Origin of the sequence: Methylobacterium sp. BTF04, assembly GCF_010692745.1 — a bacterium.
Taxonomy (GTDB): domain Bacteria; phylum Pseudomonadota; class Alphaproteobacteria; order Rhizobiales; family Beijerinckiaceae; genus Methylobacterium.
The window spans coordinates 1-15,601 of the sequence record NZ_JAAHTB010000063.1 but is presented as its reverse complement, the minus strand read 5'-3'; the positions used below and the strand labels follow the sequence as shown (position 1 = coordinate 15,601).

At 64.5% G+C, this 15,601-nt stretch carries 14 protein-coding genes; 13 read left to right on the top strand and 1 reads right to left on the bottom strand.

The window, feature by feature from the left end:
- A partial coding sequence (locus G3T14_RS21520) for an HAD-IC family P-type ATPase (RefSeq protein WP_163644572.1) occupies positions 1-729 on the top strand: 729 nt, incomplete at its 5' end.
- A gap of 251 nt (positions 730-980) precedes the next feature.
- Positions 981-1,964 (top strand): zinc-dependent alcohol dehydrogenase family protein, encoded by a 984-nt coding sequence (locus G3T14_RS21515; protein ID WP_163644573.1) that lies wholly within the window; start codon positions 981-983, stop codon positions 1,962-1,964.
- An 11-nt stretch (positions 1,965-1,975) separates the two neighbouring features.
- Here the strand turns inward: G3T14_RS21515 and G3T14_RS21510 are convergent, their stop codons facing one another.
- Positions 1,976-3,463: an NAD(P)H-hydrate dehydratase gene (locus G3T14_RS21510; RefSeq protein ID WP_163644571.1), complete on the bottom strand. Its 1,488-nt coding sequence runs from the start codon at positions 3,461-3,463 to the stop codon at positions 1,976-1,978.
- A 464-nt stretch (positions 3,464-3,927) separates the two neighbouring features.
- Between G3T14_RS21510 and G3T14_RS21505 the strand changes: the two genes are divergently transcribed.
- From G3T14_RS21505 to G3T14_RS21455, 11 genes are all read left to right on the top strand, one after another.
- Complete coding sequence (locus tag G3T14_RS21505) at positions 3,928-5,310, top strand: NAD-dependent succinate-semialdehyde dehydrogenase (RefSeq protein ID WP_163644570.1); 1,383 nt, start codon at positions 3,928-3,930, stop codon at positions 5,308-5,310.
- A gap of 107 nt (positions 5,311-5,417) precedes the next feature.
- A complete protein-coding gene (locus G3T14_RS21500) occupies positions 5,418-6,566 on the top strand; it encodes an NAD(P) transhydrogenase subunit alpha (protein ID WP_163644569.1) in 1,149 nt (382 codons plus the stop codon).
- A gap of 29 nt (positions 6,567-6,595) precedes the next feature.
- Positions 6,596-6,910 carry an NAD(P) transhydrogenase subunit alpha gene (locus G3T14_RS21495; protein WP_163644568.1) on the top strand — a complete coding sequence of 105 codons (315 nt, stop codon included), beginning with the start codon at positions 6,596-6,598 and terminating at the stop codon, positions 6,908-6,910.
- 9 nt (positions 6,911-6,919) lie between these two features.
- A complete protein-coding gene (locus tag G3T14_RS21490) occupies positions 6,920-8,371 on the top strand; it encodes an NAD(P)(+) transhydrogenase (Re/Si-specific) subunit beta (protein WP_163644567.1) in 1,452 nt (483 codons plus the stop codon).
- Positions 8,372-8,405: 34 nt separating this feature from the next.
- Positions 8,406-9,440 carry a zinc-dependent alcohol dehydrogenase gene (locus G3T14_RS21485; RefSeq protein ID WP_163644566.1) on the top strand — a complete coding sequence of 345 codons (1,035 nt, stop codon included), beginning with the start codon at positions 8,406-8,408 and terminating at the stop codon, positions 9,438-9,440.
- Positions 9,441-9,751: 311 nt separating this feature from the next.
- Positions 9,752-10,555, top strand: coding sequence for a PRC-barrel domain-containing protein (locus G3T14_RS21480; RefSeq protein ID WP_163644565.1), 804 nt, complete (start codon positions 9,752-9,754; stop codon positions 10,553-10,555).
- Positions 10,556-10,591: 36 nt separating this feature from the next.
- Entirely contained in the window at positions 10,592-11,116 is a 525-nt protein-coding gene (locus G3T14_RS21475; RefSeq protein ID WP_163644564.1) for a hypothetical protein, read from the top strand.
- On the top strand, positions 11,113-11,277 hold the full coding sequence (locus G3T14_RS21470) for a triose-phosphate isomerase (protein WP_163644563.1): 165 nt from the start codon (positions 11,113-11,115) through the stop codon (positions 11,275-11,277). Before G3T14_RS21475 ends, G3T14_RS21470 begins: the two co-directional genes overlap by 4 nt.
- A 203-nt stretch (positions 11,278-11,480) precedes the next feature.
- On the top strand, positions 11,481-14,315 hold the full coding sequence (locus G3T14_RS21465) for a plasma-membrane proton-efflux P-type ATPase (RefSeq protein WP_163644562.1): 2,835 nt from the start codon (positions 11,481-11,483) through the stop codon (positions 14,313-14,315).
- Positions 14,316-14,337: 22 nt separating this feature from the next.
- Positions 14,338-15,207, top strand: a complete 870-nt coding sequence (locus tag G3T14_RS21460) for an ADP-polyphosphate phosphotransferase (RefSeq protein ID WP_163644561.1) — start codon at positions 14,338-14,340, stop codon at positions 15,205-15,207.
- A gap of 42 nt (positions 15,208-15,249) precedes the next feature.
- Positions 15,250-15,601, top strand: a 352-nt coding sequence (locus G3T14_RS21455; RefSeq protein WP_204262989.1) for a glucokinase, incomplete at its 3' end; no start/stop codon positions are given.

The following is a 15,601-nucleotide window of genomic DNA, read 5'->3' as shown; positions in this document are numbered from 1 at the left end:
GCTCTTGGGACCGTTGAGGGTCGCCGCGTCCTTCTCGGTAACGCGAAATTCCTCGCCGGGGAGAACGTTGCCACGGCGGACCTTGATGCCATGGCCGACGAACTGCGCCGGGACGGGGCCACCGCGATCTACGCCGCCATCGACGGGCGTATCGCGGGCGTCATCGCCATCGCCGACCCGGTCAAGGCGACGACCGCCGAGGCGCTGGCAGGCCTCAAGGAGGAACGCATCCGCGTGGTCATGCTGACCGGCGACAACCGCACCACCGCGGAAGCCGTCGCCCGGCAACTCGGGATCGACGAGGTCGAGGCCGACGTGCTGCCCGACCGGAAGGCCGCGGTGGTCGAGCGCCACAAAGCGGCGGGCCAGGTCGTCGCCATGGCGGGGGACGGGGTCAACGACGCGCCCGCGCTGGCCTCGGCGGACGTCGGCATCGCCATGGGGACCGGCACGGACGTCGCCATCGAGAGCGCCGGCATCACCCTGCTCAAGGGGGACCTGACGGGCATCGTGCGGGCGCGCCGGCTGTCGCGCGCCGTCATGGGCAACATCCGGCAGAACCTGTTCTTCGCCTTCGCCTACAACGCCGCCGGCATCCCCATTGCGGCCGGGGTGCTTTACCCGAGCTTCGGACTTCTGCTGTCCCCCATCATTGCGGCGGCGGCGATGTCGCTCTCCTCCGTCAGCGTGATCGGGAATGCCCTGCGGCTGCGAACGGTTCGGTTGTGATGAAAGGTATGATCTGATGAATGGAATGGCATCAAAAAATCTGACTGGAATTAAAAAAGCTTAGCTTCTTGCAATATATTATGATCGGTGATTTAGATATGAGATTAAATTTGAAAATTTAGCTAGGCATTATAAAAACACAATGGTATACTTGATTTTATCAAAGTATTCTGAAAAACGGCATGCCGTGAAATTATAATGGCAGTAAGCTCGGGGCATGTGATGCCCGGTTGGTGATCGGTGACAAGACAATGTACGCGATGGTGTTAAATAGCCTTCGGGCTCCGCTCGAATGGACCGAACTGCCGGATCGCATGCCCGGTACTGGCCAAATCCGCGTCCAAATCGCGGCGTGCGGAGTCTGTCGGACAGACTTGCATGTGGTCGATGGCGAACTGCCCGATCCGATCGTGCCGATCATACCGGGCCATGAGATCGTCGGGCGGATCGATGCCATCGGTACCGGGGTTGCCGGCCTCCGCATGGGCGAGCGGGTCGGAATACCCTGGCTCGGGCACACCTGCGGCATCTGTCCCTACTGCGAGAGCGGCCATGAGAACCTGTGCGACGATCCCCTTTTCACTGGCTACACGCGCGATGGCGGATTCGCGACGGCCGTGATCGCCGATGCACGTTTCGCGTTCCCGCTTGGAGAGACCGGAGGCGACGCGGAACTCGCCCCACTGCTCTGTGCCGGCCTGATCGGCTGGCGGTCGCTGGGGATCGCGGGCGCCGGCAAGAGGCTCGGCCTCTACGGCTTCGGCGCTGCCGCCCACATCATCGCGCAGGTCGCGCACGACGAAGGGCGAGCGGTCTTCGCTTTCACACGTCCGGGCGACGTCGCCACACAGGCTTTCGCACGGAGCCTCGGCGCCGTTTGGTCCGGCGGGTCTGATGAGATACCGCCGGAGCCGCTTGACGCGGCTATCATATTCGCCCCCGTCGGGGACCTCGTCCCGCTGGCGTTGAAGACTGTGCGCAAAGGCGGCCGGGTTGTCTGCGCCGGCATCCACATGAGCGACGTGCCGAGCTTTCCCTATCAATTACTCTGGGAGGAGAGACAGCTCGTGTCCGTCGCCAACCTGACGCGCCAGGACGGGCTCGACTTTTTGAGCCGCGCTTTGAAGATGAACCTCGCCGTCAAGACGACGCTCTATCCCCTCCGGCAAGCCAACCAGGCCCTCGCGGACCTAAGGGCGGGCCGCTTCGAAGGTGCCGCCGTTCTGGTTCCGTGAACCTAAAGGCTTTAGGCGGACACGGCGATTTCACTCAGGTGCCGGAGCACACCGGGGAGCGCTTCCGGAAGGTCCTCGGCGATGAGACCTGGGCCGACAGCCGTCGCAGTTTCGCCGTGTAGCCAAACTGCCGCCGACGCGGCTCGAAATGGATCTAGTCCCTGCGCGAGCAGTCCCGCGACTAGCCCCGTCAGAACGTCTCCGCTTCCTCCGGTCGCCAGATTCGCCGGGGCGTTTGCGTTGATGACGGCCCGCCCCGCCGGATCCGCAATAACGGTATCGCCACCCTTCAGCACCACCACGGCCCGGCTTCGTTCGGCCGCGCGGCGCACCCTGCAGAGCTTATCCCCCGACGGGTCGAAGATCCTCGCGAACTCGCCGTCATGCGGGGTAATCACGCACGGCCCCGCGATCGCTCCGAAAAGCGTCTCCGGATCGGAAGCGAACGACGTGATGGCATCGGCATCGATGACGACGGGGCGCTTGGTCGCGAGCGCTGCCAGTACGGCCCTTCTCGTCTCGTCACCGACGCCAGCGCCCGGCCCGATCGCGAACGCGTTGCGACGGGGATCGGAGAGCAAGGCCTCGAAGTCGCCGATGTCGTGAATCGGAAGGACCATCACGCCCGTCAGCGAGGTGGCATAGACTGCCCAGACCTCGGCCGGCGCCCCCAGTGTCACCAGCCCTGCCCCGACCCGCATGGCGGCCCGAGCCGTCAGTCGGCTGGCGCCGGTGACGTCCCGTCCGCCCAGCACGAGCACGTGCCCGCGCTGATACTTGTTTCCCTCGGGGTCCGGCCGAGGATATGCGGGGCTCCATAATGCCGGTCCATTCTCGAAGGCCAGAGGGGCTATACACTCCAGCGCCGTGGGAGGGGTGCCGATATCGGCGAGGATGACCTCTCCGCAGAGGCGGCGGCCGGGAAACAGAAGATGCCCAGGTTTCCTGCGGAAAAAGGTAACCGTGACGACCGCCTGGGCTGCGATGCCGAGCACCGTGCCCGTCGCCCCATCAAGCCCGCTCGGCACGTCGATCGCGCATAGCGCAGTCTTACGGGCGATGAGCGTCTCGATCATGTCGCGCGCGATGCCGTCGACAGGCCGCGACAGGCCGGCTCCGAAGATCGCATCGACGACGAGATGGCAATGATTCAGCAGCTCTCCCGAGAACGGTTCGACTGGCCCCGTCCAAAGAGCGGCGTGGTGCGCGGCATCTCCTCCGAGATCGGCGCGAGAACCGAGCAACGCGAGCCGAACCGGCCAGCCGCCTGTCATCAGGTGACGCGCGGCGGCGAAGCCATCACCACCATTGTTGCCGGGACCGCATAGAACCAGGATCGGCTGCGCGCCCCAGCGTTTGCGAACGGCGTCCGCGACCGCCCTTCCTGCTGCCTCCATCAAGGCGATGCCGCTGATCCCAGCAGCGATCGAGGCACGGTCGGCAAGTGCCATCTCCTGCGGTGTCAGCAGCACGTTCAGGTTCGACTCGAAACCGCCCATTGCTATCCCAGCCTTTCACAACCTGCTCTTCGGCGCACCGGGGTGCATGCGTGGCGGCCATCCAGCTGCGGTCCGTAGACGTCCCCGTGGCCTCGAATCGCGAAGTCTAAGTCCAAGACACGAAAAATCGAGCGATCTAAAAATGACGACCGGGAATGCAAAAATACCCATCTCTCCACGTAGAATATGGTCTCTTGACCTCTACAACCAGCGGACCGCTTCGTTATCGCATAGTCGCAATTCAAAATTGACGCTCTATCGGATCGATCCTTTATGCGTTTCATCGGTTATTACACGTGTGTGCTTCCTCTGACGAATAGCGACAGAAACTCGTCGGCGAGTGCTGTCTGCGGGTACGACGAACGCAGGTGAGATGGCTCATCAGAATTGATCTAGATCAATGTTGGCATGCTCAAAAGCGTGTCATGGAATAAAAACAATCTGTATTTAAGGGCAGTAGCGTTATGGCCTATTCGAGCATCAACCCATCTGATGGAACAATCCTCAAGACCTTCGAGGAACTGACCGACCGTGAGCTAGAGACCAAGCTGGCGGTTGCTGCGACCTGTTTCGCTGCCTGGCGTCTCAAGACCTATGCCGAGCGCGGTGTCATCGTCGCCAGGGCGGCGGCATTGATGCGCGAACAGGCAGAGGCTCTCGCGCGAACGATGACTCTCGAAATGGGCAAGCGGATTTCCGAGGCCCGTGGGGAAGTCGGGTTCAGCGCGGATATCCTCGACTACTATGCCAGGAACGCCGAACGCTTCCTCGCTCCGCAGAAACTCCACCCGGCCATCGGGGAGGCCCATATGGAGAGCAGCCCCATCGGCGTGATCTTCGGCGTCGAGCCCTGGAACTTCCCCTATTACCAGCTCGCGCGAGTTGCCGGCCCGCACCTGATGGCGGGCAATGTCCTGATGGTGAAGCACGCGGCCTGCGTGCCGCAATGCGCGATCGCCTTCGAGGCGCTTTGGACCGAGGCGGGTGCGCCGCCCGGCCTCTACACCAACTTGCTGATCTCGCACGAACAGTCCGACACGGTCATCGACGATCCGCGGATCAAGGGCGTCGCGCTGACAGGAAGCGTCCCGGCCGGCCGGAGCATCGCCGCGCGGGCGGGCCGGAACCTCAAGCCATCCTCGATGGAACTCGGGGGCAGCGACGCGTTCATCGTGCTGGAGGACGCCGACCTCGACCACACCGTCCCGTGGGCCGTCTGGGGCCGGATGTACAATGCCGGTCAGACCTGCTGCGCGGCGAAGCGCTTCATCGTGGTCGAGCCGCTGGCGGACGCCTTCCTGGAGCGGTTCGGCGCGGCGCTCCGCGTCCTGAAGGCCGGTGATCCCCTGGATGAGGCCACGACGCTGGGCCCGCTCTCCTCCGAGCCGGCCCTGCTGCAACTCCTCGATCAGGTCGGTCGCGCGGTCTCGGAGGGCGCCAGGCTGGTCATGGGCGGCAGGCGCATCGATCGTCCGGGATGCTACATGGAGCCGACGATCCTGACCGGGGTCGAGCCCACGAACCCGGCCTTCCGCGACGAATTCTTCGGGCCCGTGGCGATGGTCTTCCGGGTCAAGGACGAGGATGCGGCCATCGCCCTCGCCAACGATTCCGATTTTGGCCTGGGCGGTTCCGTGTTCACGAGGGACATCGCACGCGGCAAGCGGGTGGCGAGCCGCGTCGAGACCGGGATGATGTTCGTGAACAACATCTCCTGGTCCGATGCCGAACTGCCGTTCGGCGGCATCAAGGATTCCGGCTTCGGGCGCGAGCTCGGCGACATGGGCATCCAAGAATTCGTGAACAAGAAACTCGTCCGATACACCGACGTCTCGGCGCCGGCCTGATCGCGGCCTGCTCAGGTACGCGCCCGGCGGAAATCGCCTCATCTCCCGCGCGCAGACAGACAACGCTCGTCCGAACCTCCGGCCGACCGAACGGAACGGGACAGTCCATGTACGTTAACGTCGCGATCCTCAAGGAAACCCGGCCGCACGAGCGACGGGTTGCGCTGGTTCCCTCCGTCACGGCCAAGCTAATCGCGCTTGGGGCGAAGCTGCACATGCAGTCGGGCGCGGGCGACGGGATCATGCTGGCCGATGGCGCCTACGCGCATGTCGTCTTCGTCGACGATCCCCTGACCCTCGTGGCCGATGCCGACTTGGTGCTGGCGGTGCAGCCGCCAGCCCCGGAGGTGATCGACGCGATGAAGGACGGCGCCGTCCTGATCTCCTTCATCTACGCCGAGAAGGAGCCGGCGCTGGTGCAGCGCCTGCTCGAACGCCGGATCACCTGCTTCGCCATGGAGCGGATCCCGCGCATCACGCGGGCGCAGGCGATGGATGCGCTGTCGAGCCAGTCGGCGCTCGCCGGCTATTGCGCGGTGGCGCTTGGCGCCACCCACCTCGCCCGCATCCTGCCCAAGATCACCACGGCGGCCGGCGCCATCGGGCCTGCCAAGGTGCTGGTGATGGGCCTCGGCGTGGCAGGCCTGGAGGCAATCGCAACCGCGCATCGGCTCGGCGCGGTGGTCGAGGGCTACGACGTGCGCCCGGAAACCAGGGAGCAGGCCCTCTCGCTCGGCGCGACGTTTGTGGAGACCGGGGTCGATGCCGGCGGCGAGGGCGGCTATGCCCGCGCCCTCGACGCCGAGGAGACGGCCAAGGTCGCCGCCGCGCTGACCAAGCACATCCAGCGCTCGGACTTGGTCATCACCACGGCCGCGATCCCCGGGCGCCCGTCGCCAAAGCTCATCAGCAAAGCTCAGGTTGCGGGCATGAAGCCGGGCGCGGTGATCGTCGACCTCTCGGCCGAGGGCGGCGGCAATTGCGAGGACACGCTGCCAGGCGAGACCGCGCGGATCGGGCCGGTGACCATCGTCGCGCCGCTCAACGTGCCGTCGCTCCTCGCCGAGGATGCGAGCGAACTCTACGCCAAGAACCAGTACAATCTCATCGCGCTAATGATGAAGGACAACATCATCACCATCGATTGGGACGACGAGGTTCTGGCCAGGACCGTCCTCACTCATGCGGGCCAGGTGAAGATCGTCGCCGCCAAGGCGGAGGCCGAGCCCGGCCTCGTAGCCGTCAAGGCCGCGTAAACCGACGCCGCGCACAAGGAACCCTTCTGATGGCCATCACCGGCTTCGTCGCCCTGTACATCTTCATGCTCGCCGCCTTCGCCGGCTGGGTCATCATCGGCCGGGTGCCGGCGATTCTTCACACGCCGCTGATGTCGGGCTCCAACTTCGTCCACGGCATCGTCGTGGTCGGCGGCCTGTTCGCCCTGCTGAACGCGAGCTCGGTGCTTGAGCAGGCGATCGGGTTCTTCGCCGTCCTCATGGGGGCGGGCAACGCAGCCGGCGGTTACGCCGTCACCGACAGGATGCTGGCGATGTTCAAGCCGAGCGCGCCGGCACCCATTGCGTCGCAGAAGAAGAGCTGAGGAGCCGTCATGCCCCTACTCGTGCCCCAACTTGCCATCGGCGCAGCCGATCTCGCGGCGGCCTTCCTGTTCCTGTTCGGGCTGAAGCGGATGTCGTCGCCGGTGACGGCGCCGTCCGGCATCTTCGTCGCCGGGATCGGCATGTTGGTAGCCGTCCTGGCGAGCTTCCTCTACGTCTTCGCCGTCGGCGACGCCGCCAAGCCCTATCTGATGGTCAATGTCGGGCTCGCCGTCACGGCGCTCGCCATCGGCGGCGGCCTCGCCTGGTGGGCCGGCCGAACGGTCGCCATGACGGCGATGCCGCAGATGGTGGCGCTCTACAACAGCATGGGCGCCGGCGCAGCCGGCGCCATCGCCGCGGTCGAGCTGTTCGGCAACGCCGCGCCCGGTGCGACACGGTTGGTCGTCACCCTGTTGGGCGCGCTGATCGGCGCCGTCTCGTTCTCGGGTTCGCTGATCGCCTGGGCCAAGCTCCAAGGCGTGATCAAGAAGCCGCTGCGCGTGAAGGGCCAGCAGATCCTGAACGCCCTCGTGCTCGCCGCGACCCTCGCCGTCGGCGGCTACATGGTCTTCGTCGGAGAATCCGGCGCCGCACCGCTGATCCCGATGCCGCACCTCATCGGCTTGTTCTTCGGCTTAGCGCTCGCCTTCGGCATCCTGATGACACTGCCGATCGGCGGTGCCGACATGCCGGTGGTGATCTCGATCTTCAACGCCTTCACCGGGCTCGCCGTCGGATTGGAAGGCTTCGTGCTCCAGAACCCGGCCCTGATGATCGCCGGCATGGTGGTGGGCGCAGCGGGGCTCCTGCTGACGCTGATCATGGCCAAGGCGATGAACCGCTCTGTCGCCAACGTCCTGTTCACGAATTTCGGCGCGGTGCCGAAGCAGACTCAGGGCGCGATGACGGGCAGCTTGAAGCCCGTGGACGCCGCCGATGCCGGCATCGCCATGCGCTACGCCGCCTCTGTCATCATCGTGCCCGGCTACGGGCTGGCCGTCGCGCAGGGACAGCAGAAGCTCTACGAGTTCGTGAAAATCTTGCAGGCGGCCGGCGTCTCCGTCCGGTTCGCGGTGCATCCGGTGGCCGGGCGCATGCCCGGCCAGATGGACGTGCTCCTGGCCGAGGCCGGCGTGCCCTACGACCTCATCTTCCAGCTCGAAGACATTAACGATGCCTTCGCCACCACCGACGTCGCCCTCGTCATCGGCGCCAACGACGTAGTCAACCCGGCCGCGCGGACCGACAAGTTATCGCCGATCTTCGGCATGCCAATCCTGAACGCCGACAAGGCGAAGACGGTCTACGTGGTGAAGCGCGGGCAGGGCAAAGGCTATGCCGGCATTCAGAACGCGCTGTTCTACGACGACAATTGCGACATGGTATACGGCGACGCCCAGGCGGTGCTGATCAAGATGATCGAAGCCGTTCGCGGCCTCGGCTTCGCCGCCGCTGCCTGATTCAACATCCTTCCCTCAAGACCGGAGCCGCTCCATGGCCACCACGATGCATGCGGCCGTCGTCGAACAGTTCGGCAAGCCCCTGGTGTTCCAAGACGTGGCGATCCCGACCCCGGGCCCCGGTCAGATCCTGGTCAAGACCGAGGCTTGCGGCGTCTGCCACACCGATCTCCATGCGGCTAACGGCGACTGGCCCGTGAAGCCGAACCTGCCCTTCATTCCCGGCCACGAGGGCATCGGCCGCGTCGTCGCCGTCGGCGCTGGCGTCACTATCGTCAGGGAAGGCGACCGGGTGGGCGTACCCTGGCTCTACTCCGCCTGCGGACATTGCGAGCATTGCCTGTCCGCCTGGGAGACCGTCTGCGGTGAGGCGGAGTTCGGCGGCTACACCAAGAATGGCGGCTTTGCCGAATACATCCTCGCCGACCCAGACTACGTCGCCCACATCCCGGCCGGCCTCTCGCCCGCCGAAGCCGCGCCGCTGATCTGTGCCGGCATCACCACCTACAAGGGAATCAAGGTCGCTGACGTGCGGCCCGGTGAATGGGTCGCCATCTCCGGGGCCGGCGGCCTCGGGCATCTGGCGATTCAATACGCCAAGGCGATGGGGCTTCAGGTCTGCGCCATCGACATCGACGACGGCAAGCTCGCCCACGCGGCACGTCTCGGCGCCGACCTCGTTGTCAACGCCAAAGCCGACGATGCGGTCGAGACCGTGAGACGCGGCACCGACGGCGGCGCGCACGGCGTGCTCATCACCGCGCCCTCGCTCGGGGCCTTCAAGCAGGGCATCGGCATGGCGCGCAAGCGCGGCACCTGCGTCCTGGTCGGGCTGCCGCCGGGCGACTTCCCGGTGCCGCTCTTCGACGTGGTCGCCAACTGCATCACCATCCGCGGCTCATTCGTCGGCACCCGTGAGGACATGGCCGAAGCGCTCGCCTTTGCCGCCGCCGGAAAGGTGAAGGCCGACATCGAGATCCAGCCCCTCTCGGCGATCAACACGGTGTTCAACCGGCTGGAGCACGGCGATGTGGCCTCGCGGATCGTACTGGAATTCGGGGCGGGGTGACCTTTCCATGCACAATGCCGGAGAACCACCAGATCAGGGCAATCCCAGTCCCCGATCAACTCATGGCGAAGGCACGCTCTTACTTTCGAAGCGATATGCAGGTCGTCCGATATCCAAATCCTCACCCTGTCCATGACCCGCTCGGGATCAAGGCTGCCATGACCCCGTTCGAGGTTTGTCTTGCGTAAGTAATTTCCGAGTCTGTGATTTCAGGCCCGTCCAGGGGCATCGTGTCTTGTGCCAATGCTCCGGCGCCATGCGGTTCACCCCCACCGGGATCGTGGACACGCCCATAACTGCAGGGAACCGCCATGCTGAACGCCGTCTCGTCGCTCAAAGGGTTTGGAATCCGGGCCAAGGATGGCAGCCTTGGGACCGTCAGTGATTTCCTATTTGATGACAGCACCTGGAAGGTGCGCTGGATGGTCGTCGATACCGGACGCTGGCTGACCGGGCGCAAGGTCCTGGTCCATCCTTCGGCTGTGGTTTCCGCCGAGTATGGGGCAAGGGAACTGAACGTCGCGCTGACGAAAGCCCAGGTCGAGGAGAGTCCCGACATCGCGCGGGACAGACCGATCTCTCAACAGATGCAGAATGATCTCTACGGCTACTATGGCTGGGATCCACTCTGGGGGGGAGGGATGTCCGGCGCCGGGATTTATGGCGGGTCCATGTACGGCGGCCGAATCGGTGCGATCGCTTCCCCCTTGTCGGCACCCGCATACTTCGGGAGGGAGGCCGTGCTGGAGGCCGAACGGGGCGAGACCAATCTTAATGAGGGCGACCCCCACCTTCGCAGCATCGCCGAGGTCACCGGTTACCACGTGCATGCGACGGACGGCGATATCGGGCACATCCAGGACGTCCTCGTCGACAGCGCAAGCTGGGTCGTCCGCTATTTCATCATCGACACCTCGAACTGGTGGTTCGGGCAGCACGTGCTGGTCTCGCCCTACGCGGTGAAGAGCGTGGAATGGTCCGATCGTCACGTCCGGCTGGACATCGAGAGGGGGCAGGTCAAGTCCAGCCCGCCTTGGAACCCGGCGCAAGCCATCAACGACGCATACGAGCGGCGGCTGCATGGCCACTACGACTGGCCCGGCTATGACTGGTGAGGGGTTGGGCGGCCCGATAAAGAACGGAGAAGAACGATGCAGGCCACACATCTCCGAGCCTTCGCGTTGAAGAACTCAGGTTTCGATGCGTTCCTGTATGCAGAGGTCGGCATGGAGCTGAACGGATCGACGCTCACGATCCTCTCGGTGCTTGCCCGGCTTGGCCAGGATCCGTGGAAGCGAGCGGCAGACTGGGCTGAACTGCCGAGGGCTGCCGCCATCGACGATCTTTCGCAAAGCATCGCCCAGATGCCTCTCATGCCGGCCGCGCTTGCCGGGAGCCGCGACATTGCCGCCCGGTTGGTCCAGCTCCTGCCAGGCATGCCGCTGGATGTTGTCCCGGCACGGGCTGGCGGTGCGAAGCCAGCAGGGGGAACGCCGAACTGGTTCACTTGGTGCAGTATCGTCATCTGGATGTTGCTGAACGTGCTGCTGATGCACAAGTCCGCGACCGACGGCGCCGTCCCGGTCGAGCGGCCGATGCCGGCTTCCGGGCCGACCGCGACGGCTCCTACGGTGCCGGTCCTTCCGACGAGCCAGGAAAGGACGTCCGGAGGATGAACGCCGGGCGGCCGCTGATCGTCGGGAACTGGAAGTTCAATGGGTTGGCGGCTCAGCTCAATGAAATCGCGAGCATCTCCGCATCCGTTTATGCCAAGCCGTTTGTAGCGGACGTGCTGATCTTTGTCCCGGCGACCCCGTTGTCCCAGGTAGCCTGCTGATCGGCGGTGCGAGCCTGCTGGCGGTGGACTTCGACGCCGTGCTCCGTTGCGTACCGAATCAGCGGCTCACTGCTGCGTAGTTTCCGACTCTCCCCGCGCTGACCGCGCACTGTCTAGCGCCCGGACGGGAGTGTTGTTGTGGGGCTGCCCCGACAGTCGAAGCTGGGGCCATGCTTGCTAGAGAACCGCAAGGAACAGCCGTCATGGCGAAGCCCACTGCCGAGCAGGCCAGAGAACCAGACGGCAAGCCGGTTTTTCCTCTGGATGGGGAGGATGACTTCAAATCATTGCCGCTGTCCGAAGTCGAGAAGCGGCTGGGCACGACGCCCGACGGGTTGAGCCAGGCCGAGGCCACGAAGCGGCTCGGTAAGTACGGTCCAAACGAGATTTCCGAAAAGAAGACCAACGCGATCCTGAAATTCCTTTCGTATTTCTGGGGACCGATCCCCTGGATGATCGAAGCGGCGGTGATCCTCTCGGGGGTTGTCCGGCATTGGCCGGACTTCATCATCATCCTGCTGCTGCTGGTTGCCAACGCCACGATCGGCTTCTGGGAGGAGCGGCAAGCTGGTAACGCCATCGAGGCGCTGAAGGCCAGGCTGGCGATCAAGGCCAGGGTGAAGCGCGACGGTCGGTGGGTCACGCCACCTGCCAAGGAGCTCGTACCCGGCGATGTCATCCGCCTGCGCCTGGGCGACATCGTGCCGGCCGATGCGCGCCTGCTGGAGGGCGACGAGATCTCCGTTGACCAATCGGCGCTGACCGGCGAGTCGCTGCCCACTGCAAAGAAGCCCGGCGAGCCCGTGTTCTCCGGCTCGATCATCCGGCGCGGCGAGATCGGCGCGGTGGTCTATGCCACGGGCGGCAAGACCTATTTCGGCAAGACCGCCCAACTCGTCGAGATGGCCCACACCACCAGCCACTTCCAGAAGGCCGTGCTCAAGATCGGCAACTACCTGATCGTGCTCGCGGTCGCGCTGGTCGCCGTCATCATCGGCGTCGGCATCTATCGCGGCGACCCTATCCTCACCACGCTGCAGTTTGCCCTGGTGCTGACGGTGGCCGCCATTCCGGTGGCGATGCCCACCGTGCTGTCCGTCACCATGGCGGTCGGCGCACGCCTGCTCGCCAAAAAGCAGGCGATCGTCAGCAAGCTCGTCGCCATCGAGGAATTGGCGGGCGTGGACATCCTGTGCGCCGACAAGACCGGCACCCTGACGCAGAACAAGCTCACGCTGGGAGACCCGTTCTGCGTCGGCGATGCGTCCGCGTCCGATGTCGTCCTCTTCGGCGCGCTGGCGTCGCGTGCGGACAACGACGACACCATCGACCTGGCCGTGCTCGCCGGCGTGAAGGACCGGGAGTCGCTGCAGGGCTACACTGCGCAGCACTTCCAGCCGTTCGACCCCATCCACAAACGCACGGAGGCGAGGGTCGAGGCCGCGGACGGCACGGTGTTCAAAGTCAGCAAGGGCGCGCCGCAGGTCATCCTGGAACTGGTGGGGAGCACTGGCGACGCGAAGGCTGCGGTGACGAAGGCCGTCGATAATTTCGCCATGCGCGGCTTCCGGGCACTCGGGGTGGCGCGGGCCGACGCCGACGGCACCTGGCAATTCATCGGCGTCCTACCGCTCTTCGATCCGCCGCGGGAGGACGCGAAGGCCACGATAGCCACAGCGCGCCGGATGGGCATCGAGATCAAAATGGTCACCGGCGATGCGCTGGCCATCGCGCGCGAGACCGCCAAGACCCTGGACATGGGCGCAGATATCCTCGACGGCGCGAGCCTGGGCGACTCACGGCACGACGAGACCGATGCGACAGCAAAGTCCATCGAGCAGGCGGACGGCTTCGCCCAGGTCTTCCCCGAGCACAAGTTCCACATCGTCGACACCCTGCAGACGCGCGGTCACATCGTCGGCATGACCGGCGACGGCGTGAACGACGCCCCGGCGCTGAAGAAGGCCGATTGCGGCATCGCCGTCTCGGGCGCCACCGATGCTGCACGCGCGGCGGCGTCGATCGTGCTGATGACGGTCGGGCTGTCGGTGATCATCGAGGCGGTGAAGGAGAGCCGGCGCATCTTCCAGCGGATGAACAGCTACGCGATCTACCGCATCGCCGAGACCCTGCGCGTGCTGCTCTTTATGACGCTGGCCATCCTGGTCTTCAACTTCTATCCGCTGACGGCGGTAATGATCGTCATGCTCGCACTGCTGAACGACGGCGCCATCCTGTCGATCGCCTACGACAACGTCCATTACCGGAACGTGCCCGAAGCCTGGAACATGCGCCTCGTTCTGGGCGTCTCGACGGTGCTGGGCGTGACGGGCGTCATCGCTGCGTTCGGGCTGTTCTATCTCGGCGAGCGCGTTCTCCACATCGACCGCGCGCACATCCAAACCATGATGTACCTGAAGTTATCGGTGGCCGGGCATCTGACGATCTTCCTGACCCGCACGCGCGGCCCGTTTTGGTCGATCCGTCCCGCGCGCATCCTGTGGGGCGCCGTGCTGGGCACGCAGGTGATCGCGACCTGCATTGCGATCTTCGGTTTCGGCCTCGTGACGCCGCTGGCTTGGTACTGGGCTCTGCTCGTCTGGGGCTGGGCCTTGGCGTGGTTCCTCGTGAACGACCGGGCGAAGCTGCTCACCTACTGGCTGCTCGATCGTGTCCGCCCGGACATCAAGGCTGCCGCCATTGAACCGGAGACCGCGCCAAAGACTGTGCCAGTGGCCTCAGTACCGCCCGACGCGAAACCTGCTGCCAACCCGGACGTACAGCACCATGCCGCCTCAGACACTAAACCCAGGCGCGATCCAGGGCAGTCGCCCGGTGTCGACAACGCGCAGGTCGCGACGTTGATGGATACTAAGCTTGGGGACATCCTCCCGGACATCGTGCTGAAGGATTCCGCTGGCGCCGGGCATGTCATCGCCCAGGCAATCGACGATGCAGAGTCGTCGGACACGGGCACCGGAGCTTCTGCGGATAAGGCCACCCCACGGGCGGTGCCGACCCCGAAAGCCGCAGCATGATTCAGGGTCGATGGAGAACGAGATGAAGATCCACACCAAACACTATCGTGTCCGCGAGGGTGAGGAGGTCGACCTCAAGAAGCGGCCAACGGCCGTCGATCCCGTGTACGGATCGAAGTCCCGCTACGAGCAGATCCTGGCCGAGCACATCGCCAAGTTGAGCGCGCTTCAACAGCTCCATTACGCGTCCAGCCGCCACGCCGTCCTGTTGATCTTCCAGGCGATGGACGCGGCTGGCAAGGACGGGGCGATCCGGCACGTGATGTCCGGGGTGAACCCGCAAGGATGTCAGGTCTTCAGCTTCAAGCACCCCAGCGCCACCGAGCTGGAGCACGACTTTCTTTGGCGCACGACGCGGGACCTGCCGGAACGGGGGCGGATCGGCATCTTCAACCGCTCCTACTACGAGGAAGTGCTCGTCGTTCGCGTCCATCGCGACATCCTGCACAGTGAATACATCCCGCATGCACCTCACGAAGATGGCAAACTCTGGCAGGGCCGTTATCGATCGATCGTGGATCTCGAACGTCACCTGCACGTCAACGGGACAAGGGTAGTCAAGATCTTTCTCCATCTGTCGAAGGAGGAGCAGCGGCAACGCTTCTTGGCGCGCATCGACCAGCCGGATAAAAATTGGAAGATCAGTCCGGCCGACATCGAGGAGCGGAAATTCTGGAAGCAGTACAGGACGGCCTACGAGGAGTGCTTGAACGCGACCAGCACAGATGCTTCGCCCTGGTACGTGGTGCCAGCCGACGATAAGGAAAACGCTCGGCTGATCATCTCTCAGATCGTCGTCGATACCTTGGAAGGGATCGGGATGAGTTATCCCGAAGTGACCGCGGAGCGCGCGCGGGAGTTGCAGTCGATCAAAGACGGGCTCGCAGCCTGAGATGCGGAGTATCCAAAAACTCTGTAATAAGAAGGGACTGTGATGCTGCTTGCGGGCGACATCGGCGCCACCACGACTCGGCTGGCTTTAATCTCCGCGGATGCAGGACCGCGCGACTTCGTGGCCGAGCAGGAGTTCCACAGCGCTAGCTTCAACGGATTGCAGACGATCGTTGAGGCATTCGTGGCCAGCAGCGGCGAACGGCCCACCTCTGCCTGCTTCGACGTGGCAGGTCCGGTAATCGCGGGTCACGCCCACCTGACGAACTTGCCTTGGGACCTGGAAGAGGTGGCTTTGTGTCGCGACCTCGGTTTGGATCACATCACCCTGCTCAACGACCTAGCCCGTCTTATTCACCAGGCGGTGTCTTGCGGCGTGTTCTGGGCTGACGGCG